Source organism: Burkholderia territorii, from assembly GCF_001718335.1.
Lineage (GTDB): Bacteria > Pseudomonadota > Gammaproteobacteria > Burkholderiales > Burkholderiaceae > Burkholderia > Burkholderia territorii.
Map to the genome: position 1 here is coordinate 2,963,118 of NZ_CP013366.1, position 21,549 is coordinate 2,984,666.

A 21,549-nucleotide genomic window follows, 5' to 3' on the forward strand; every position below is an offset into this window, starting at 1 on the left:
TGTATGACCGGCCGACGAGCGCGGACCGGACTGGTCGACGCCGGGCGACGGTTCGCGCAACGACAGGCCCGCGCGCTTCACGACAGGTGCTCCAGCGGATGGCCGGCGCTCGCGTCGATCTCGACCAGCAGATCGTCGCGGCACACGTCCGCGTGGACGAACAGCAGCCGTACGGCGGCGCCCGCCGCTTCGCGCAGCGCGCGTTCGATCGCGGCGAGCGCCGCGGCATCGCCGGCGTCGCGCACGTACACGCGGTAGCTCAGGTCGGCCAGCGTGAAAGCGCCGTGCCCCTGCCGCGCGGCCTGCTCGAGCACGGCGGCCAGGTTCGAGATCGTCTCGCGCGTTTGCGCGACGACGTCGCCGCGATGCACGGTGCGATGCCCGACGATGCTCGCGGTGCCCGATACGAACAGCAGCGGCGACGCTTCGTCGGCAGGCCACGCGGCCGCGCGCGCGAACGTCGGCGCACGCGGCCCGTATTCCGCCGGATAGTGATACGCGCTGACCTGACGCGGGTTCTCGACCGGATCGGCCGGCGTGCGGCTCGCGATGAAATGGATCGCGAGCGGCGCGGCAGGCGGCGCGTCGCCCGTGACCGGCGCGATCGAGCCGAGCGCGCAGGCCGCCGGCACGCTGCCCGTCAGTGCGCGGCGGCACGCGTCGAACGCGCGCTGCCTGCCGATATTGAACTGACGATAGCGCTCGATCCCGAACTGCAGCGCGTTGATTGCGGGCACGGTGTTCCAGATTCGCAGCGCATGTGCAATGCCGAGCATATCGAGCACGTCGAACAGCGTGCGGTACGCATCGTATGTGGCGCGCTCGAGCGGCGTGCCGCCATCGCGATCGGCATCGATCGCTTCCGCCTGTTCCTGCACGACGATGCTGCCGAACGCGAGCCCCGCCGTTTCGCTGTAGCGATACTGCAGCGCGCCGCGTCGCTCGCTGCGCAGGTCGTGCGCGTCGCACTGCCAGATTTCGCAGACCGCGCCCGCGCCTGCGTGGCCGCCGGCGTCGAGCAGCGCCATCCGCACCGGTGCGAGCGGCAGGTCGGGCGCGGCGGCGGCGAGCATGCGGGCCATCGCGTCGGCCGGCGCGCCGGCCGCGCCGATGCAGACCGCCCCGAGCGCGCCGGGAAACGCGCGGTCGAATGCGTCTGCCCGTTGCTGCCCGGCGTCCAGCAGTGCAGCCAGCCGCGCATGATCGATCCGGACGAGCCGCAACGCACGGTCGCCGCCGTTCGCTGCCGACGACATGCCCGCGTGCGATGCGGCCGCCGCGCCCGCCACGGGTTCGCGCGCGAGCACGGCCGGGGCGGACGGCACGGAAGACGCTCGCCGTTCGGCGTCGACTGGATGCACTGACACTTCGATTTCCTCACTATGCGATGCGGATGCGCGCCATCGTGGCCACGCACCGCGTTGCGCGCCGTTGCGTCGCGTCAGGCCGACGCCGTGCGCATCGTCATGCGAGCCCGCCGTTGACGGACAGCACCTGCCCCGTCACATAAGCGGCCGCGTCGGATACCAGATATGCGACCATCGCCGCGACTTCATCGGGCCGGCCCGCGCGTTGCGCCGGCACGAGCTGCCTGATCCGTTCGACGGGAAACGCAGGGTCCGCCATCGGCGATTCGATGATGCCGGGCGCGACCGCATTCACCGTGATGCCGCGCGACGCGAGCTCCAGCGACAGCGACTTCGTCGCGCCGATCAGCCCCGCCTTCGCGGCCGCGTAGTTCACCTGCCCGCGATTGCCGGTCACGCCCGCGACCGACGCGATGTTGACGATCCGGCCGCGCCGCGTGCGAATCATCGGCAGCAGCAACGGCTGCGTCACGTTGAAAAACCCGTTGAGCGTCACGTCGATCACGCTGTGCCACTGCCGGCGCGACATGCCGGCCATCGGCGCGTCGTCGTGAATGCCCGCGTTGTTCACGAGGATCTGCACCGGCGCGTCGTCGATGAACGGCGCGAGCGCGGCGAGCGTCGCATCGGCGTCGGTCACGTCGAATGCAATCGCATGCGCGATGCCGCCGGCCGCGACGATGTACTGCGCGATCGCCTCCGCCTGCGCGAGATTCCGGTTCGCGTGCACCCAGACTTCGTGGCCGGCCTGCGCGAGCGCCGTGCAGATCGCCTGCCCGAGTGCGCCGCTGCCACCCGTTACGAGCGCACGCATCGCATTGCTCCGTTCATCGCGTTTCCTCTCGATCGCCGTGCCGGCGGTTCGTGCGGCCACCGTCGCCATGCCGTCATCGTCTTCGTGCCGCGTCGCGCCCGTGCGCGCCGCCGTCACTTCGTGCGATGCGCGGCGACGTACCCGGCAAGCGCGCCGAGCGTCGCGAAGATCTTCTGGTTGTCGGGATTGTCCGATCGCAGCTCGAAGCCGTACTTCTTCGAAATCAGCAGCGCGATTTCCAGGATGTCGATGGAGTCGAGCCCGAAGCCTTCGCCATACAGCGGGGTCTCGGCCGTCACCGTTTCGAGCGGGACGTCTTCGAGATTCAGTTCGCCGATGATCAGCGTGGCGAGCTCTTGTTCGAGTGCGTTCATCATGCTTGCGGGCAGGCGGCCATGGCAGCGGGAGGCGCCCGGAAACGGCAATCGTCGTGCGCGACCGGCGCGTGCGAAGCCCGCGCAAATCTCCGTCCCTCCGGCGTCTGCCGGCTCCCCGCCTGCGTTATCGGGGGTCGTGTGTAAAAGTTACGCGGATTCTAGACGAACGGGTATCGGCACGTATACGCGGAATGGTTACAGACTGAAGGCCCCCGCCGCACCCGGTTTCGGGACCCGATCGCAGCAGATGCTTGAGCCGCTTCGGGCGGATATGAATCGCCGCCGCGAAAGGTTCAGTGCGCTGCCATACATTCGGTTACAAAACCCGCGCGCGCCGCGCGCGAACCGCCGCCCCGCGGCCCTAAAATGTGCGTGCCCGACAGTCGGCCGGGACATGCGTCGCGGCCGCCATTCATATGATGTTTGATGGCCCGGCGAATGCGTCCGGCCTCGATTCACCCGATGTTTCCAGCAACCATGCCGCGCCCTTCCGTTCGCCTCGCCCCGGTTTGCCCGCCCGTTCGCCGCCGTGCCGCGAACAACGGCGGCAATGCACGCATGCGTTGCGTGCGCGGAGTGCAGCGATGAGCTCGCCGCTCGGCATCGCGCGCGGCGTCGGCGCGCTCGCCGCAGTGGCGGCGTACCAGATCGGCGCGCACTACGCGGCCGCCACGCCCGGCGCGCACGGCTTCGGCCTCGCGATGGCGCTCGTGCCACCGCTGCTGCTTGCGCTCGGCGCGGCATGGCGCTCGCCGCGGCGTGGCTGGCTGGTGCCCGCATGGCTGCTGGCCGCCGTCGCGCTGTGGATCGGGCGCACCGCGCTCGCGCGCCATTTCGAATGGGGCCTGTATCTGGAACACGCGAGCTTCAACCTCGCGATGGCGCTGCTGTTCGGCCGCACGCTCGCCGCCGGCCAGGTGCCGCTGTGCACGCGCTTCGCGACGATGATCCACGGCACGATCACGCCGGCCGTCGCACGCTACACGCGACGCATCACGCTCGCATGGACGCTGTTCTTCGTCGCGATCGCCGCCGTGTCGACGCTGCTGTTCGCGACCGCGCCGATCGTCACGTGGTCGACGTTCGCGAACTACCTGTCGCTGCCGCTCGTCGCCGCGATGTTCGCCGCCGAGCATGCGTGCCGGCGCTTCGCACTGCCGCATGACGCGCGGCCGCGAATGGTCGACGCGGTGCGCGCATATCGTGCGTCGACGCAGCCGTCACGATGAATTCATGACCGGCGCGGCGCCGCATCACGGCCGCGCCGGTGACCGTCTCCCGCTTCAGACGATTTATGCCGACTTACCCGCTGGTGTTTCATTCCTCGCCGGATCAGACGATTGCCTGGCGCGACGGTGCGCCCGTCAGCGTGCGCGCGTTCGTCGCCGACGTCGCGCGCGTGGCCGCCGCGCTGCCCGCCGGCGGCCACGTGTTCAACGTGTGCCGCGATCGCTACCGCTTCGCGGTCAGCCTGTGCGCGGCGCTCGTCGCCGGCAGGATCAGCCTGCTGCCGTCGACGCACACGCCGGAGATGGTGCGCCAACTCGCGTCGTTCGCGCCGGACGCGTTCTGCCTGCACGACGCGCCGGACTGCGCGATCGACCTGCCGCGCTTCGCGTATCCGGACGCCGCGCCCGGCGACCTCGCGGATGACGCGCCGTGCGAGGTGCCGCTGATCGACGCGTCGCGGATCATGGCGTACGTGTTCACGTCCGGTTCGACCGGCGCGCCGGTGCCGCATCGCAAGACCTGGGGCTTCCTGGTCGGCTGCGTGCGCGCGGCGGCCGACCGCCTCGGCCTGCTCGACGGCCGCGCGGCCACGCTGATCGGCACCGTGCCCGCGCAGCACATGTACGGCTTCGAATCGACGGTGCTGCTCGCGCTGATCGGCGGCCTCGCGTTCAGCAACCGCCAGCCGTTCTACCCGGTCGACATTCGCGACGAACTCGCCGCGATCCCGCAGCCGCGCGTGCTGGTCACGTCGCCGATTCACCTGCGCGCGCTGCTGTCGGCCGGCCACGCGCTGCCGCCTGCCGCGCTCGTGCTGTCGGCCACCGCGCCGCTGTCGGAGAAGCTCGCGTGCGAAGCCGAGGCCGCGCTCGATGCGCCGCTCGTCGAGATCTACGGCAGCACCGAGACCGGCCAGATCGCGACCCGCCGCACGTCGCAAGGCGCGACGTGGCAGCTCTTCCCCGGCATCCGTCTCGACGCCCGCGCAGCACATGACGCAGGCGACGACAGCGGCCCGACCGTGTGGGCGTCGGGCGGCCACGTCGAAACTCCCGTGCCGATGGGCGACGCGCTCGAGCTGCTCGGCGACGGCCGGGTCCTGCTGCACGGCCGCAAGGCGGACCTCGTCAACATCGCCGGCAAGCGCACGTCGCTCACCTATCTGAATCACCAGTTGAACGCGATCGCCGGCGTCGTGGACGGCGTGTTCTTCATGCCGGACGACGCCGCGCCGGCCGGTGCCGATGCGACCCGCGAACCGGTCACGCGGCTCGTCGCGCTCGTGGTCGCGCCGACGCTCGCCGCGGCCGACCTGCAGCGCGCGCTGCGCGAACGAATCGATCCCGCATTCATGCCGCGTCCGCTCGTGTTCGTCGACGCATTGCCGCGCAACGAAACGGGCAAGCTGCCGCGCGACGTGCTCGCCGCGCTCGTCGCACGGCACGCGCGCACCGCGACAGCCAACGCGACCGAGCCCGTCGTTGCGGATGCGCCGCTTGCGTTCACGATACCCGCCGACCACCCTGCGCTGCCCGGTCATTTCCCCGGTCATCCGATCGTGCCGGGCGTCGTGCTGCTCGATCACGCGATCGCGGCACTCGGCGCATCGCTGAACCGCCCGCTGCACACGTGGCGGCTGGCTTCCGCGAAATTCCTGAGCCCGGTCGCGCCCGGCGAGCCGCTCGATCTCGCGTTCGATGCGGCAGCGGGCGGCCCGATCCGCTTCACGTTGCGCGCCGGCGCGCGCGACGTCGCCACCGGTGTGCTGTCCGCGCCGGCTGCCGCGCAGGACGGTGCACAACCATGAAGCGCACCGCATGGGCCGAGCGCCAGGAGCGCAGCAACGCGGCGTTGCTGCGTGCGATGACGTGGATCTCGCTGCGGCTCGGCCGGCGGCCGTCGCGCGTCGTGCTGCACGCCATCGCGGCCTATTTCGTGCTGTTCTCGCCGGCCGCCTGCGCGGCGTCGCGCGACTATCTGCGCCGCGTGCTCGGCCGTCCCGCCCGCTGGCGCGACGTGTACCGGCACGTGTTCACGTTCGCGGCGACGATCCACGACCGCATCTACCTGATGAACGGACGCTTCGATCTGTTCGACATCCGGCTGCATGGCGAAACGCGCGTCGACGACGCACTCGCCGCCGGGCGCGGCGTATTCCTGATGGGCGCGCACCTCGGCAGCTTCGAAGTCGTGCGCGCGATCGGCCGCACGCGTGCGGACCTGCGGGTCGTCGTCACGATGTTCGAAGAGAACGCGCGCAAGATCAACGCGACGCTCGCCGCCGTGAATCCGGCCGCGAAACCGGAAGTGATTCCGCTCGGGCAGGTCGACTCGATGCTGAAGGTGCGCGAACGCCTCGACGCGAATTGCATGGTCGGCATGCTCGCCGACCGCACGCTGCTCGACGATGCGGCCACGTCGCTGCGGCGGTTGCCGCTGCTCGGCGCACCGGCCGCGTTCCCGCTCGGGCCGCTGTACATGGCCGCGATGCTGCGGCGCCCGGTGCTGTTCATGACGGGCCTCTATCGCGACGGCAACCGCTACGACGTGCACTTCGAGACGCTCGCCGATTTCTCCGACGTGCGCCGCGACACGCGCGCGGCGGCCGTCGACGCGGCGCTCGCGCGCTACGTCGCGCTGCTCGACAAGTATTGCCGCGCGGCGCCGTACAACTGGTTCAACTATTTCGATTTCTGGCAGACCGGCACCGCCGCCGCGCACCGCGACGATGCGCGCGCGTGCGCCGGCCTGCCCGCCACGAGGGATTCCGACGCATGACCGCAGCTCGCCGCTTCACGTTGCCGTTTCCGCTGCCGGGCGCGCGCGCGCTGCGCCGCTCGGCGCGCAGGTTCGCCATCACGGCCGCCGTCGCGCTCGCGTTGCCAGCGCACGCGGCCGACACCGGTTCGGCGTCGTGGACCCTGGACCGGCTGATGTCGACGCTCGCGCAGCACAAGTCCGGGCGCGCGACGTTCACCGAGACGAAGACGCTGTCGATCGCCGCGCAACCGCTCGAATCGTCGGGCGAGCTCGTGTTCGTCGCGCCGGATCACCTCGAGAAACACACGCTCAGCCCGAAGCCCGAGCATCTCGTCGTCGACGGCGACATGCTCACCGTCGAGCGCAACAACCGCAAGTACACGCTCGCGCTTGCGCGCTATCCGGAGCTCGGCGCGTTCATCGACAGCATCCGCGCGACGCTCGCGGGCAATCGCTATGCGCTCGAGCAGGTCTACAAGGTCGCGCTCGCCGGCCGCGGCGACGACTGGACGCTGATGCTCACACCGCTCGATTCGCGGATGCTGAAGGTCGTCAGCACGATCACGCTCGAGGGCTCGCGCGACGTGTTGCGCAGCGTCGCGATCCAGCAGGCCGACGGCGATCATTCGACGATGCGCCTGCAACCCGTGCCAGCGAAGTGATGGACGAACGTACCCGGCCAAGCGCCCCCGTCGCGCACCGCACGCCTGCGTGGCGGCAACGCGCCGTGCTCGCGTGGCTGCTCGCGCTCGTCGCGTGCGGGATCGCGATCGCCCGCGCGAACTTCACGGCCGACCTGTCCGCGTTCCTGCCGAGCGCGCCGAGCGCCGGCCAGCGCGTGCTCGTCGATCAATTGCGCGACGGCATCGTGTCGCGGATGATCCTCGTCGCGATCGACGGCGGCGATGCGGCCACGCGCGCCGCGCTGTCGCGGCGCGTCGCCGGCACGCTGCGCGCCGACCGGCAATTCTCGGCGGTCAACAACGGCGAAGCCGTCGACGACGCGCGCGACCGGCAATTCGTGTTCGACCATCGCTACCTGCTGAGCCCGGCCGTCTCGCCGCAACGCTTCAGCGCGGACGGCCTGCACCAGGCGCTCGGCGACAGCCTCGACCTGCTGAGCTCGTCGGCCGGCCTCGTCGCGAAGGCGATGTTGCCGCGCGACCCGACCGGCGAAGTGACCGCGCTCATCGACCGGCTCGACAGCGGCGCGCAGCCCGCGATGCGCGACGGCGTATGGGCGTCGCGCGACGGCACGCGCGCGGTGCTGGTCGTGCAGACGGCCGCCGCCGGCGCCGACACCGACGCGCAGGCGCGTGCGATCGATGCGGTGCGCCACGCGTTCGCCGCCGCGACGCGAACGCTGCCGAACGGCGCCGCATACACGCTCGCGATGACCGGCCCCGGCGTGTTCTCGGTCGACACGCGCGACACGATCCGGCACGACGTCGAACGGCTGTCGACGGCGAGCGTCGTGCTGATCGTCGCGCTGCTGCTGACGCTGTACCGTTCGCCGCGCACGCTCGCGCTAGGGCTGCTGCCGGTGCTGACGGGCATCGCGGCCGGCATCGCGGCGGTCGGCATCGCGTTCGGCACGGTCCACGGGCTGACGCTCGGTTTCGGCACGACGCTGATCGGCGAAGCGGTCGACTACTCGATCTATCTTTTCGTGCAGTCGGCGCAGGCCGGCTCGCGCGGCACCGCGCGGCCCGCCGATGCGACACGCGCGTGGGTCGCCGCATACTGGCCGACGATCCGCCTCGGCGTGCTGACGTCCGTGTGCGGTTTCGCGTCGATGCTGTTCTCCGGCTTTCCGGGCCTCGTGCAGCTCGGGCTGTACTCGATCGCCGGCCTGACGGCCGCCGCGCTCGTCACGCGCTTCGTGCTGCCTCACCTGCGCGGCGAGCACGTTGCGATTCGCGACGTGTCGCGCATCGGCGCGGTGCTCGCGCGCGCGGCCGCTGCGGCGCCGCGACTGCGCTGGCCGCTCGGCGTGCTCGTGCTCGCCGCGTGCGCGACGCTCGTGTGGCATCACGACCGCCTGTGGAGCCGCGAGCTTGCGGCGCTGAGCCCCGTGCCCGCCCGCGCGCAGACCCTCGACGCGCGCCTGCGCGCCGATGTCGGCGCACCGGACGTACGCTATCTCGTCGTGATTTCCGCGCCGACCGAACAGGCCGCACTCGAACGCGCGGAACGGGTGGCCGCGCAATTGCAGCCGCTCGTCGATCGCGGCACGCTCGCGGGCTTCGAGAGTCCCGCGCGCTATCTGCCGAGTAATGCCACGCAGCGCGCGCGCCAGGCGAGCCTGCCGGATGCCGACGTGCTCGCCGCGAGAATGCGCGAGGCCGTCGCGAACCAGCCCGTGTCGGTCAAACCCGAGCTGTTCGCGCCGTTCATCGTCGATGTCGAGGCCGCGCGTCACGCGCCGTTGCTCACGCGTGCGGACCTGCGCGGCACGTCGATGGCGCTCGCCGTCGACGCGCTGCTGACCGAGCGTGCGGGCCGCTGGAGCGCGATGCTGCCGCTGCGCGCGCCGGATGCCGCACGCGCGGCTTCGGCGGCGGCACCGGCGCTCGATGCCGCGCCGATCCGCGCGGCCGTCGCGCGCGCCGGCGTGCCGGATGCGCTGTTCGTCGACATGAAGGCCGAGGCCAACGGCCTGTACGTGAACTACGTGCGCGAGGATCTGCACCTGTCGCTCGCGGGTTTCGCGGCGATCGCCGTGCTGCTGTTGATCGCGCTGCGCTCGCCGCGCCGCGCCGTGCGCGCGCTCGCGCCGCTGATCGCGGCCGTGCTGGTCGTGACGGCCGGCTTCGCGCTCGCCGGCGTGCCGCTGACCATCCTGCATCTCGTCGGAATGCTGCTGATCGTCGCGGTCGGCTCGAACTATGCGCTGTTCTTCTGCAAGCGCGACGATGCGCAACCGGTCACGCCGTACACGCTCGTGTCGCTGCTGATCGCGAACCTCGCGACGGTCGCCGGCTTCGGCCTGCTTGCGCTGTCGCGCGTGCCGCTGCTCGAAACCTTCGGGCTGACCGTCGGCCCCGGCGCGATGCTCGCGCTCGCATTCGCTGCGATTCTCGCGCCGCGTGGCGCGGCGACGCGCCGCACACTTTCCGATCTGACAGGAGCCCGCGGATGAACGCGCCGTCATCCGTTCCGCCGCGACAGCCCGGCACCGACGCGCGCCGCTGGAAGCCGACGCCGCTGATCGCGGGCACGGCCGCGCTGCATGCGGGCGCGCTCGCGGCCGTCGTCGCGCAGCCGGCCGCGTGGCCGTGGGCCGCAGGCGGCGTGGTCGCGTCGCATCTCGCGCTGACCGCCGCCGGCCTGTGGCCGCGCAGCGCGCTGCTGGGGCCGAACTGGACGCGCCTGCCGGCCGGCGCCGGCCGCCGTATCGCGCTGACGATCGACGACGGCCCCGACCCCGACGTCACGCCGCGCGTGCTCGACCTGCTCGATCGTTACGATGCGCGCGCGACGTTCTTCTGCATCGGCGATCTCGCGCGCCGCCATCCGCGATGGATCGAAGCGATCGTCGCGCGCGGCCATGCGGTGGAAAACCACAGCCAGCGGCACCGGCATACGTTCTCGTTGTCCGGGCCCGCCGCGCTGCGGCGCGAAATCGCGGCCGCGCAGCAGACGCTGACCGAAATCGCCGGCACGCGTCCGCGCTTCTTCCGCGCGCCGGCCGGCCTGCGCAATCCGTTTCTCGAGCCGGTGCTGTGCGAGCTCGGGCTGCAGCTCGCCAGCTGGACACGGCGCGGCTTCGACACGCGCGCGCGCGACGCGGCCATCGTCACGCGCCGCCTGCTCGACGGTCTCGCGCCGCGCGACATCCTGCTCGTGCACGACGGCCATGCGGCGCGCGACGCGCGCGGCGAACCGGTCGTGCTCGACGTGCTCCCCGCGCTGGTTCGCGCGGCCGCCGATGCGCAGCTGCAGTGGACCACGCTGCGCGCCGCGCTCGCGCCCGAACCGCCCGGCCAGCCGGGCACGCCGGCATGCCCGTTTGATAAAATCTGACCACGCCCGGCGCGCCCGCCAGCCTCGCTGCGGCGCCCGTTCCGGCTACCGGATACGACCCTCGTGAAACCTCTCCTGCTCTCGCACTTCACCGCCACCAGCTGCATCGGCAGCGGCCTCGAGGCGACGCTCGACGCGCTGCGCAACGCACGCGGCGGGCTCGCGCCGTGCGACTTCGAACGCGCGGATCTCGATACCTGGATCGGCGCCGTGGACGGCGTCGATGCGCACCCCGTGCGCCCGGATCTCGCCGACTTCGACTGCCGCAACAACCGCCTCGCGCAACTCGGCCTCGTCCAGGACGGCTTCGACGCGCGCGTCGCGGCGGCCGTGTCGCGCCATGGCGCCGCGCGCGTCGGCGTGTTCATCGGCACGAGCACGTCCGGCATCCTCGAGACCGAACGTGCGTACCAGCAACGCGATCCGGCAAGCGGCGCGCTGCCCGCGGCGTTCCGCTATGCACACACGCACAACCCGTATTCGGCGGCCGCGTTCGTGCGCGCGTATTTCGCGCTGCGCGGGCCGGCCATGGCGATCTCGTCCGCGTGTTCGTCCGGTGCGAAGGTGTTCGGCTCCGCGCGCCGGATGATCGAAGCCGGGCTGATCGACGCGGCCGTCGTCGGCGGCGTCGATTCGTTGTGCCTGACGACGCTGTACGGCTTCAATTCGCTCGAGCTGCTGTCGCGCAGGCCGTGCCGGCCGTTCGACGTCGCGCGCGACGGCATCTCGATCGGCGAGGCGGCTGCGTTCGCGCTGCTCGAACGCATGCCGGATACACGTGCCGCGCCCGACGACGACGCGATCCTGCTGCTCGGCATCGGCGAATCGAGCGATGCGCATCACATGTCGTCGCCGCATCCGGAAGGGCTCGGCGCACGCATCGCGATCGAACAGGCACTCGCATCGGCCGGCCTCGCCGCAGGCGACATCGACTACGTGAACCTGCACGGCACCGCGACGCCGAGCAACGATGCCGCCGAAAGTCGCGCCGTGGGCGCGCTGCTCGCGCGCACGCCATGCAGCTCGACGAAGGGCGCAACCGGTCATACGCTCGGTGCGGCCGGCGCGCTCGAAGCGGTCGTCGCCGCGCTCGCGCTGCGCGAACAGTTCGTGCCGGCAGGTGTGAATACGACGCATCCCGACCCGGCGCTGGCCGCCGACTACGTGCTCGCGAGCCGCGACGCGCGCGTGCGTGCGGTCCTGTCGAATTCGTTCGGCTTCGGCGGCACGAACTGCAGCCTGATCCTCGGCCGCGCCGGGCATGCCAGTCGCGGGGAGCCGACATGACGCTCACGGCCTTCATCGAAAGCGTCGGTCTCGTCGGGCCGGGACTGAACGACTGGCCGCACGCGGCCGACGTGCTCGCGGGCCGTGCGGCCTATGCGAGCGCACGCACCGTGCTGCCGCCGCCCGCCGGCCTGCCGCCGGCGGAGCGCCGCCGCACCGGCCCCGTCGTGCGCGTTGCGCTTGCGGTCGGCCTCGAGGCGGCAGCGGCGAGCGGACGCGATGCGGCCACGCTCGCGACCGTGTTCAGCGCGTCCGGCGGCGACGGCCAGAACTGCCACGCGATCTGCGAGACCCTCGCCAGCGACGATCGCCATCTGTCGCCGACGCGCTTTCACAACTCCGTGCACAACGCGCCGGCCGGCTACTGGAGCATCGCGACCCGCGCGATGGCAACGTCGAACGTGGTGTGCGCGCACGACGGCAGTTTTGCCGCGGGCCTGCTCGAGAGCCTGTGCCAGGTCGCGGTCGATCGCGTGCCGAGCCTGCTGAACGCCTACGACACCGACTATCCGGAGCCGCTGCGCGCGGTGCGGCCGATCGTCGACGCATTCGGCGTCGCGCTGGTGTTCGCACCCGACGCGAGCGAACGCACGCTCGCGCGCATTGACGTGCAGCTCACCGACGCGCCTGCAACGACGCTCGCGAATCCCGAACTCGACGCGCTGCGCACCGGCAATCCGGCCGCGCGCGCACTGCCTTTGCTCGATGCGCTCGCGACGCGACGCTCGACGAGCGTCGTGCTCGACTATCTCGACGATACGCGCGTGCAGGTCGATATCGCGCTGCCGGCTACCGCAGCGGAGGGCGCGCAATGACGACGCCCGTATCGACGCTCGTGCCCGAGCCGACGGCGGCGACGCTCGATCGCGCATGGATCGCCGCGCACATTCCGCACGACGGCGCGATGTGCCTGCTCGATCGCGTCGAAGCATGGGATGCCGCGCGGATCCGCTGCAGCGCGACGAGCCATCGCGATCCGCGCAACCCGCTTCGCTCGCACGGCCGGCTCGCATCGGTCTGCGGCATCGAATACGCGGCGCAGGCGATGGCCGTGCACGGCGCGCTGCTCAGTACGCAATGCGCGCAGACGGAATTCGCACGGCCGCGCGCCGGCTATCTGGCGAGCGTGCGCAACGTCGACGCATTCGTCGATCGGCTCGACACGTTCGAGCTGCCGCTGATCGTCGATGCCGAGCGCATCGGCGGCGACGACCGCTCCGTGCTGTACGGCTTCACGCTGCGCTGCGGCGAGCGCGTGCTGCTCGGCGGCCGGGCCGTGGTGATGCTCGACGCATCTGCGGCCGGCGTCCTCGTTCCGCCGCCTGCCGGCCGCGCGGACATTCGATAAACAGCCCCAAGGAAACCAGGTCGTGAAAGCACGTCAGTTCATTTGCACCGCGTTCGTTCTCGCGCTGATCTGCCCGATCGCGCACGCGGACATGTCGGAAGTGAAGCAGGACATCAAGCGCGATTCGAAGGAAGCCGCGCACAAGACCGGCGAGGCCGCGCGCAGCTTCGGCCATGCGACCGCGAGTGCGGCGAAGACGGTCGGCCACGGCATCGCGCATGCGTCGCGCGAGGGCTGGGACGCCACCAAGCGCACGACGAAGCGGATCTTCCACAAGAACGATTCGGGCGAAGGCTCCGCGAAAAGCAGCGACTGAGCGCGGGCGTCCCGCGCACGCACAAGCACACGCATGCGCGGGATACGCCGGTGCCGCAGCGTCGCCGTCAGCGCGCGCCGCCGCGCGTACGGCGCGCCTGCCTGCGCGCGAGGCACTTGCCGTACGCGAAGAACCAGCAATCGCGATGATCGAAGTTGCGCAGCAGCCGCGCACGGCGCCGCTCGAGCCAGTGAAGCGCGATCGCCATCGTCAGCGCGACGGCCAGTGCCGAGCCGCCGATCGCGAATCCCATCCAGGTATCACCCATGCCTCCTCCGGAATGCGAGGCCGATGCGGCGCGCGTGCCGCGACGCAGTGCAGGAACGCGGGCACGCACGGCCCGCCGCCTGCGCGGCGAACGTGAGTCCGCGATCCGTCACCGCGCGCCTGGCGCGCCGCCCGGCGCTGGATACAGCGGGAGCGCGGCCCGGACGCGCATGCGAACGCCGCCCGGGCCAGTCGCGCGTCAATGCATGTGCTGACCGCCGTTGATCGCGATGTTCGAGCCCGTCACGAAGCCGGCGTCCTCCGAGCACAGAAACGCGACCAGCGCCGCGACTTCCTCGGGTTGACCGAGCCGTCCCACCGGAATCTGCGGGAGGATCTTCGTATCGAGGATGTCCTGCGGAATCGCCGTCACCATCTTCGTCGCGAGATAGCCCGGCGATACCGTATTCACCGTCACGCCCTTGCGCGCGATCTCGAGCGCGAGCGATTTCGTGAAGCCGTGCATGCCGGCCTTCGCGGCCGCGTAGTTGGTCTGGCCGACCGAGCCCTTCGAGCCGTTGACCGACGCGATGTTGACGATGCGTCCCCAGCCGCGCTCGACCATCCCGTCGCAGACCGGCTTCGTCATGTTGAACACGGAATCGAGATTGGTGCGGATCACCGCATCCCAGTTGACCTTGTCGAGCTTGCGCAGCGTCATGTCGCGCGTGATGCCCGCATTGTTCACGAGGATGTCGACCGGGCCGACGTCCCGGACGATCTTCTCGATGCATTGCTGACACGAATCGTGGTCGGCCACGTCCACCGGATACGCGTGGAATTCGCGGCCGGCCGCGTGCATCTCGGTCAGCCAGCGATCGGCACCGGTGTTGTTCGGCGAATACGTGACGACGACCCGGTGCCCGGCATCGTTCAACCGGATGCTGATCGCTTCGCCGAGACCGCCCATCCCACCTGTCACAACTGCAATTCGCTTAGTCATCCTATGAGTTACCGACAAAAAGTAGTCAATGATGCGGGGCGACGGCATGGCACATGCTGCCACCCCACCGCTGCGATGCGCCGGCGCCTGCAACGCAGGCACGGCGCACCGGAACATCACGCATGTTGTTGGCTGCTTGTTCCGCGCGAAGATTGCCGCGCACGCTTGCGGCGCTGGCCGGCGCCGCGCGCGTGCATATCGTCAGACCCTGCTCAACCGCGCTCGACCGCGAGCGCGACGCCCATCCCGCCGCCGATGCACAGCGACGCCAGCCCGCGCTTCGCATCGCGCTTGACCATCTCGTGCAGCAGCGTCACCAGGATCCGGCAGCCCGATGCGCCGATCGGGTGACCGATCGCGATCGCCCCGCCGTTCACGTTCACCTTCGACGTGTCCCAGCCCATCTGCTTGTGCACCGCCAGCGCCTGCGCCGCGAATGCCTCGTTGATTTCCATCAGGTCCAGGTCGCCCGGCGTCCAGCCCGCACGCTCCAGGCAGCGGCGCGACGCCGGCACCGGACCCATGCCCATCACGCTCGGATCCACGCCCGCGTTCGCGTATGCCTTGATCCGCGCAAGCGGCGTCAGCCCCAGCGCCGCCGCCTTCTGCGCCGACATCACCAGCACCGCCGCCGCGCCGTCGTTCAGCCCCGACGCGTTCGCCGCCGTCACCGAGCCGTCCTTCGCGAACGCCGGCTTGAGCCCCGCCAGCGATTCCGCCGTCACGCCGTGACGCACGAACTCGTCGGTCGCGAACTGCAGCGGCTCGCCCTTGCGCTGCGGAATCGACACCGGCACGATCTCGTCGGCGAAGCGGCCCGCCTTCTGCGCGGCTTCCGCCTTGTTCTGCGACAGCGCCGCGAACGCGTCCTGCTCCTCGCGCGTGATCCCGTATTCCTTCGCGACGTTCTCCGCCGTGATGCCCATGTGGTACTGGTTGTACACGTCCCACAGGCCGTCGACGATCATCGTGTCGACCAGCTTCGCATCGCCCATCCGGAACCCGTCGCGCGAGCCCGGCAGCACGTGCGGCGCCGCGCTCATGTTCTCCTGGCCGCCCGCGATCACGATGTCCGCGTCGCCCGCCATGATCGCGTTCGCCGCCAGCATCACCGCCTTCAGGCCCGAGCCGCACACCTTGTTGATCGTCATGCCCGGCACCGCGCTCGGCAGGCCCGCCTTGATCAGCGACTGGCGCGCCGGGTTCTGTCCCGAGCCCGCCGTCAGCACCTGCCCCATGATCACTTCGCTCACCTGCTCGGGCTTCACGCCCGCACGCTCCAGCACCGCGCGAATCACCGTCGCGCCCAGCTCCGGTGCCGCGACCTTCGCGAGCGAGCCGCCGAATTTGCCGACCGCGGTCCGCGCGGCCGATACGATCACTACGTCCGTCATGTTCTCTTCCTGCATTGAAATCAGTGGGTCGATGCGCATTGCGTGCCGGTACGGCGCGGCGGCGGCGCGTGAGCGCCGTGCGGCCGGCGACGCGGCTGCACGTTCGCGCACTCGTGCGCGCCGCGCATCCGGCCGCCCCGGCCGTGTCCGGTGTCCGGGCACGATGCGGCGAACCGGGCATACGCCGAACGCCGCGCGGCACACGCGGCGGCCGGCGCCTGCCGGCGCCGCTCGGTCAATGTCGCGCCTGCGCGCGACACGCGCTCATGCAGCCGATTCGCGCGAAGCGGCTTCCTTGCGAGCGGCGGCGGCGGTCTGCTTGGCACCGCGGGCCGTCGTTTCGCTGACCGCGTCGAAGCCGCTCTGCGCGGCCTCGATCGCCTGCCCCGTCGCGGCACGCACGGAGTCGGCCGCGGCGCTCGCCGCCGACAGTGCCGAATTCAGCGCGGCGACCACGGCGCCCGAGCCCGCCGGCGCGTGCTTCGTGAGTTCGCCGACCACTTCCTTCACGCGCTTGTCGTTCTGTTCGTACTGAGCCTGGGCGACCTTCGCCCATTCGGCCTGCGTCGACACCGCAATATCGAACAGATGGCGGCCGTACGCGACCGCCTTGCCTGCGGCCTCCTGCGGGACGGCGACCTGCTGCGCGAAGCCTGCAGCCGGGTTGCCCGAGTTGAACGCGTTCTTCAGCTTGTCCTCGTACTCCTCGAGCGCCGTCTTGGCCACTTGCAGGTTGAGTTCGACGACGGCTTCAAAGCCCTTGATGGCCGGACGGGCAATCGCGAACCACGCAGCGATGCCGGACTGATAATCGGCGGCGAATTTTTCGGGGGCAAATACGGACATCGGGCACGCTCCTGTTGGCAAATGCGAGAGACGACGTAAAGAAAATGGAAGCCGGATCGAAGTCCGCTTCCTTATTCATGACCGCGGATGTCATTGACCGCGACCGCTTGAGAAAGGCCATTCTAGATTGATTAATTGTCGATTATGTGGAATCAATACTAGGTGAAAACCCTTATCCGATGAAATGACCGTTTCTCAATCGCATAGCCCCACAATGGGGCCACGCTGCAACACGTTGTCCGGCAGTGGCTTTTACTTTTTTACAGCATAACCCGACGCGGCCATCCGCAACATTTACCACGTCATTATTTCCGTTATTAGAAAAAAGGTAGCCATTGAAGACGGATCGATTTTCCGATGTAATCGTTTTTCCAGATTTATTCCGGAATCGTTACCAGGATTATTAATAACGATTTCAATAATCAGAGCAATTAACGAACACGTTCACCGGGATCTCATCCGATCAATTCCCGATGCAGCGCGCGAAACTCCTGCGCGAGCTTGTGCGCCGGCTCGAGATGGATCACCGGCTTCGACTGCTGATGCGACTCGCGAATCTTCACCGATGCCGACAGCCGCGACGCCAGCACCGGCAGCCCCTCCTCGACGAGTTCGTCGACCAGGCGCTGCGGCAGGCTCGCGCGCGGCTGGAACTGATTGATGACGATTCCTTCGACCTCCAGCGCCGCGTTGTGGTCCTGCTGGATTTCCTTCACGTTTTCGAGCAGCGTGTACAGCGCGCGGCGCGAGAAGTCGTCGCAGTCGAACGGAATCAGGCAGCGTTCGACCGCGATCAGCGCCGAGCGCGTGTAGAAGTTCAGCGCGGGCGGCGTGTCGATGTAGACGGCATCGTAGGCGTCGAGCTCGTTGAGCGCATCGCGCAGCTTGTAGATCTTGTAGCGCGACTCGAGCTTGCCGTGCAGCGTGTCGAGATCCGGATGCGCGGGCATCACGTCGAGCCCGTCGAACGGCGTCGGATGGATGAACGATGCGACGTCGACCGGCCGGAAGTTGAACGTCAGCGCAGTCTCGAAGAATTCCGCTGCGCCGGGGCGGGCGTCGCTCGCGCGCTCGCCGAGCAGGTAGCGCGTGGAATTCGCCTGCGCATCGAGGTCGATGACGAGCGTGCGCAGTCCTTCGCTCGCGCTGATCGCCGCCAGGTTGCAGACGATCGTCGACTTGCCCACACCGCCCTTCTGGTTGAACACGACCCGCCGCATGGTGTCTCCTTCGATCGATACGTCGAAACGATGAGCTTAGCCGGACAATCGTGGCGGCCGCGTGACATGCATCAGATAGTGGGCACGGGTCCCGACACGTGACGATTGCCGGGCACGCTCCATCGCCACGGGAGGTCCTGGCCGACGCGAATGCCGACGCGCGGCCCGCCCGCCAGGTTCGCGGGCGGCGCCATGCCGTCGTCCACGATCGCGAAACCTTCAAGCCCGGCGACCAGATCGACGCCGTCCTGCGCGCCCGTGATACCGAGTGCCTGGGTCAACCGTGCGGGCCCCCGGCACAGATCGCGATCGCGCGTCAGCGGCGGCCGCGCCGCGCGCATCCGTTCGAGCCCGTGCAACGGTTCCAGCGCACGAATCAACACGCCCGTGCCGGTGCCTTGCGGGCCGCACACGCAATTGCAGCACCAGTGCATGCCATAGGTGAAATAGACGTACATGTGCCCGGGTGGCCCGAACATCGTCGCATTGCGCGGCGTTTTGCCTCGGTAGGTATGCGCGGCAGGATCGATCGCACCCGCGTAGGCCTCCACTTCGACGATCCGGCCGGCGCGGCCGTCCGCCGCTGCGAGTATCTTGTTCAGCAATTGCGGCGCGACTTCGGGGGCCGCGCGATCGAAGAACGAGCGCGGCAGCAGCGTGCCGGGCCAGTCAGGCACGGGCTTATTGCGCGGCATCGGACGCCCCGCGCTGCTGGCGGCCGGAACCGGCGTGCGCCGCTTCTCGTAGCTGGCGATACGCGTCGACCAGTTCGTCGATGCCGAATGCGCGGTTCCTGCCGCTCGGGTTCGGCAGGATCCACACGACCGCGTGCTGCATGCGCTCGGCCTGCCTGCCCCATGCGATCTCGCGTTGCCCGGAGAGCGCGGCGTAAGCCGCCTTGCCCAGGAACGCGACGAAGCGCGGCGCGTAATGCACGATCTTCTGCTCGAAGACGGCCGCCTGCGCGACGAATTCCGCGTGCGACAACTGATCGGCGCTCGCGGTCGGCCGCGGCACCACCGCGGTCAGCCCGCATCCGTACGCGAGGATCGTCCGGTCGTCCGTCGGCGCGATTTCGTCCGGGGTGAAGCCGGCAAGATGCAGCACGCGCCAGAAGCGGTTGTTCCTGCCCGCGAAGTGATGCCCTGTCGCGGCGGCGGTCATGCCGGGGTTGAGCCCGCAGAACAGCACGTCGAGCCGCGGCGCGATGAGGTCGGGTAGCGCATCAGCCACGATCGGCCTCCGGGGCGTGGAGCGTAAACGAAAAAAGACCCGAAGGTCCGTGCCAAGCGACTGGCTTGACTCGGACATTCGGGCCCATTCCGGTGCGGGATGGCGACGTGCCGTCAGAACGGAATATCGTCGTCCATCTCGTCGAAACCGCCGCCTGCCGGCGCGCTCGGACGGCTCTGAGCGCCGCCTGCACCGCCGCGCGGCGCACCGCCGGCACGGCCGCCGCCACCGCCGCGTTCCATCTGCTCGCCGCCGCGACCGCCGCCGCCACCACCGTAGCCGCCGCCGTAACCGCCTTCGTCACCGCCGCCACCGCCGCCGCCCGAACCGCCGCGGCCGCCCAGCATCTGCATCTGGTCGGCGACGATTTCGGTCGAATAGCGATCCTGGCCGTCCTGGCCCTGCCACTTGCGCGTGCGGATACGGCCTTCGATATAGACCGACGAACCCTTCTTCAGGTATTCGCTGACGATTTCGGCGAGACGGCCGAAAAACGCGACGCGGTGCCACTCGGTCATTTCCTTGAAATCGCCGCTCGCCTTGTCCTTGTAGCGGTCGGTCGTCGCGAGGCGGATGTTCGCAACCGCGTCGCCGCTCGGCAGGTAACGGACTTCAGGATCGGCGCCGAGGTTGCCGACGAGGATGACCTTGTTGACGGATGCCATGTGTTTCTCCAGTAGATTCGATGCCGGGCCGCCCGCGAATGTCGTCGCGGCGGCCCGCCGGGCAAGCCGGCGAGCGCCGCCGGTGCCTGCCCGAAAAAAGGTTCAGGCCTTGCGCGGCGGCGCTTTCATGCTGGCCGCGATTATAAGCCACGCCGCCACGAGCCCCGAGCATGCATAGAAGACGGTGTTCGCGCCGCCGTGCTTCAGCAGCCAGCCGCCCACGATGCCGCCGAGCGCGAGCCCGATCGATTGCGTGGTGTTGTAGACGCCCGTGGCCGCGCCCTTGCGCGAACCCGGCGCGAGCTTCGACACGAGCGACGGCTGCGATGCTTCCAGGATGTTGAAGCCGAGGAAGTACACGAAAAGAATCGCCGCCACAATCAGGATGGTATGCGGTGCGCTGCCGAGCAACAATTGGCCGATCAGGATAGCCAGAATGCCGCCGAGCAGCACCGGCTTCATCTTGCCCCGTTTTTCCGCGACGATGATCGCCGGGACCATCATCACGAACGCGAGCCCCATCACCGGCAGGTAGACCTTCCAGTGCGCGGCGACCGGCAGCCCGCCGTCGACGAGCAGGCGCGGCACGACGAGAAACAGCGCAGTCTGCGTCGCATGCAGCACGAGCACGCCGAAATTCAGGCGCAGCAGTTCGCCGTTGTGCAGCACCTCGCCGAACGGCGCCGGCACGTGCACGGGCTTCGCCGCATCCGGCACGATCCACATCACGACGCCGATCGCGAGGATCGACAGCACGCCGACGATCGCGAACAGACCGCTCATCCCGACCCAGTGGAATACGATCGGCGCGCCGACGATCGCGACCGCGAACGACACGCCGATCGAGCCGCCGACCATCGCCATCGCCTTCGTGCGGTTCTGCTCGGAAGTCAGGTCGGCAATGAACGCGAGCACCGCGGACGACACGGCGCCCATGCCCTGGATCACGCGGCCGACGATGATCCACGTGATGTCGTGCGCGAACGCGGCGACGAAGCTGCCGAGCGCGAAGATCAGGAGGCCGGTGGCGATCACGGGCTTGCGGCCGAACTTGTCCGACGCCCACCCGTAGAAGATGTAGAGCAGCGACTGCGTGACGCCGTAGGCCCCGAGTGCGATGCCGACGAGCAGCACGTTGTCGCCGCCCGGGATGGTTTTCGCGTAGACCGAGAACACCGGCATGATCATGAACAGGCCGAGCATGCGCAGCGCGAAGATCGCCGCGAGCGACGTGGTCGCGCGCAGTTCGGGCGCGCTCATGCGGGAAGACGTGGCGGACGGATTGGACATCGGGAATGAATTTCGAATGATCGGAATGTCCGCCCGGCGGCGGGCGGCGGAAGATCAGGGCCACTGGCCCGGCAGGCCTGGCGGGCACGTTCCGGGACCACTTTCCGGGCCGTCACGCAGGCTGCCTGCGGGCCGCCTCGAGCCGTGCGGCGCAGCCGCTTCCCTG

The 21,549-nt window shown here is 69.6% G+C and carries 22 protein-coding genes; 10 read left to right on the plus strand and 12 right to left on the minus strand.

The features are described 5' to 3' along the window. Positions 1 to 77 precede the first annotated feature (77 nt). From WS51_RS24150 to WS51_RS24160, 3 genes are all read right to left on the minus strand, one after another. Positions 78 to 1,367, minus strand: coding sequence for a chorismate transformation FkbO/Hyg5 family protein (locus tag WS51_RS24150; RefSeq protein WP_069229863.1), 1,290 nt, complete (start codon positions 1,365 to 1,367; stop codon positions 78 to 80). 97 nt (positions 1,368 to 1,464) lie between these two features. Next, a complete protein-coding gene (fabG, locus tag WS51_RS24155; protein WP_059790059.1) occupies positions 1,465 to 2,181 on the minus strand; it encodes a 3-oxoacyl-ACP reductase FabG in 717 nt (238 codons plus the stop codon). 113 nt (positions 2,182 to 2,294) lie between these two features. After that, a complete protein-coding gene (locus tag WS51_RS24160) occupies positions 2,295 to 2,555 on the minus strand; it encodes a phosphopantetheine-binding protein (protein WP_059447890.1) in 261 nt (86 codons plus the stop codon). Positions 2,556 to 3,142: 587 nt separating this feature from the next. On the opposite strand from WS51_RS24160, the gene WS51_RS24165 reads away from it, so the two are divergent. From WS51_RS24165 to WS51_RS24210, 10 genes are all read left to right on the plus strand, one after another. Further along, positions 3,143 to 3,787 carry a COG4648 family protein gene (locus WS51_RS24165; RefSeq protein WP_059447891.1) on the plus strand — a complete coding sequence of 215 codons (645 nt, stop codon included), beginning with the start codon at positions 3,143 to 3,145 and terminating at the stop codon, positions 3,785 to 3,787. Between the two features lie 65 nt (positions 3,788 to 3,852). Next, positions 3,853 to 5,595 (plus strand): AMP-binding protein, encoded by a 1,743-nt coding sequence (locus WS51_RS24170; RefSeq protein ID WP_069229864.1) that lies wholly within the window; start codon positions 3,853 to 3,855, stop codon positions 5,593 to 5,595. Beyond that, complete coding sequence (locus WS51_RS24175) at positions 5,592 to 6,566, plus strand: LpxL/LpxP family acyltransferase (protein ID WP_069229865.1); 975 nt, start codon at positions 5,592 to 5,594, stop codon at positions 6,564 to 6,566. The genes WS51_RS24170 and WS51_RS24175 overlap by 4 nt, the downstream gene beginning before the upstream one ends. Then, positions 6,563 to 7,210 carry an outer membrane lipoprotein carrier protein LolA gene (locus tag WS51_RS24180; RefSeq protein WP_059790068.1) on the plus strand — a complete coding sequence of 216 codons (648 nt, stop codon included), beginning with the start codon at positions 6,563 to 6,565 and terminating at the stop codon, positions 7,208 to 7,210. Before WS51_RS24175 ends, WS51_RS24180 begins: the two co-directional genes overlap by 4 nt. Beyond that, on the plus strand, positions 7,210 to 9,690 hold the full coding sequence (locus tag WS51_RS24185; RefSeq protein WP_069229866.1) for an MMPL family transporter: 2,481 nt from the start codon (positions 7,210 to 7,212) through the stop codon (positions 9,688 to 9,690). Before WS51_RS24180 ends, WS51_RS24185 begins: the two co-directional genes overlap by 1 nt. Then, positions 9,687 to 10,574, plus strand: a complete 888-nt coding sequence (locus tag WS51_RS24190) for a polysaccharide deacetylase family protein (RefSeq protein ID WP_069229867.1) — start codon at positions 9,687 to 9,689, stop codon at positions 10,572 to 10,574. Before WS51_RS24185 ends, WS51_RS24190 begins: the two co-directional genes overlap by 4 nt. 63 nt (positions 10,575 to 10,637) lie before the next feature. Further along, the gene (locus WS51_RS24195) at positions 10,638 to 11,861 is read left to right on the plus strand and encodes a beta-ketoacyl-[acyl-carrier-protein] synthase family protein (RefSeq protein ID WP_059846909.1); all 1,224 of its coding nucleotides are present in this window, start codon (positions 10,638 to 10,640) and stop codon (positions 11,859 to 11,861) included. After that, positions 11,858 to 12,676, plus strand: coding sequence for a beta-ketoacyl synthase chain length factor (locus tag WS51_RS24200; protein ID WP_069229868.1), 819 nt, complete (start codon positions 11,858 to 11,860; stop codon positions 12,674 to 12,676). Before WS51_RS24195 ends, WS51_RS24200 begins: the two co-directional genes overlap by 4 nt. After that, entirely contained in the window at positions 12,673 to 13,209 is a 537-nt protein-coding gene (locus WS51_RS24205; RefSeq protein ID WP_059799495.1) for a hotdog family protein, read from the plus strand. Before WS51_RS24200 ends, WS51_RS24205 begins: the two co-directional genes overlap by 4 nt. 22 nt (positions 13,210 to 13,231) lie before the next feature. Continuing rightward, entirely contained in the window at positions 13,232 to 13,525 is a 294-nt protein-coding gene (locus WS51_RS24210) for a hypothetical protein (RefSeq protein ID WP_059506862.1), read from the plus strand. Between the two features lie 67 nt (positions 13,526 to 13,592). Here the strand turns inward: WS51_RS24210 and WS51_RS24215 are convergent, their stop codons facing one another. The 9 genes from WS51_RS24215 to WS51_RS24260 all read right to left on the minus strand — a co-directional run bounded on the left by WS51_RS24215 (position 13,593) and on the right by WS51_RS24260 (position 21,383). Beyond that, positions 13,593 to 13,793: a hypothetical protein gene (locus WS51_RS24215; protein WP_059948651.1), complete on the minus strand. Its 201-nt coding sequence runs from the start codon at positions 13,791 to 13,793 to the stop codon at positions 13,593 to 13,595. Between the two features lie 198 nt (positions 13,794 to 13,991). Then, on the minus strand, positions 13,992 to 14,735 hold the full coding sequence (gene phbB / locus WS51_RS24220; RefSeq protein WP_059447902.1) for an acetoacetyl-CoA reductase: 744 nt from the start codon (positions 14,733 to 14,735) through the stop codon (positions 13,992 to 13,994). Positions 14,736 to 14,947: 212 nt separating this feature from the next. Then, entirely contained in the window at positions 14,948 to 16,129 is a 1,182-nt protein-coding gene (locus WS51_RS24225; RefSeq protein WP_069230036.1) for an acetyl-CoA C-acetyltransferase, read from the minus strand. Between the two features lie 264 nt (positions 16,130 to 16,393). Beyond that, positions 16,394 to 16,975 (minus strand): TIGR01841 family phasin, encoded by a 582-nt coding sequence (gene phaP, locus WS51_RS24235; protein ID WP_059507763.1) that lies wholly within the window; start codon positions 16,973 to 16,975, stop codon positions 16,394 to 16,396. A 455-nt stretch (positions 16,976 to 17,430) separates the two neighbouring features. After that, positions 17,431 to 18,195 (minus strand): ParA family protein, encoded by a 765-nt coding sequence (locus WS51_RS24240; protein ID WP_059545010.1) that lies wholly within the window; start codon positions 18,193 to 18,195, stop codon positions 17,431 to 17,433. 71 nt (positions 18,196 to 18,266) lie between these two features. Next, a complete protein-coding gene (locus WS51_RS24245) occupies positions 18,267 to 18,890 on the minus strand; it encodes a DNA-3-methyladenine glycosylase (RefSeq protein WP_059790969.1) in 624 nt (207 codons plus the stop codon). Then, complete coding sequence (mug, locus tag WS51_RS24250; protein WP_060023084.1) at positions 18,877 to 19,428, minus strand: G/U mismatch-specific DNA glycosylase; 552 nt, start codon at positions 19,426 to 19,428, stop codon at positions 18,877 to 18,879. The genes WS51_RS24245 and mug overlap by 14 nt, the downstream gene beginning before the upstream one ends. Before the next feature lie 113 nt (positions 19,429 to 19,541). Next, positions 19,542 to 20,093, minus strand: a complete 552-nt coding sequence (locus tag WS51_RS24255) for a single-stranded DNA-binding protein (protein WP_059507767.1) — start codon at positions 20,091 to 20,093, stop codon at positions 19,542 to 19,544. A 102-nt stretch (positions 20,094 to 20,195) separates the two neighbouring features. Beyond that, entirely contained in the window at positions 20,196 to 21,383 is a 1,188-nt protein-coding gene (locus tag WS51_RS24260) for an MFS transporter (protein WP_059451442.1), read from the minus strand. Positions 21,384 to 21,549 lie beyond the last annotated feature (166 nt).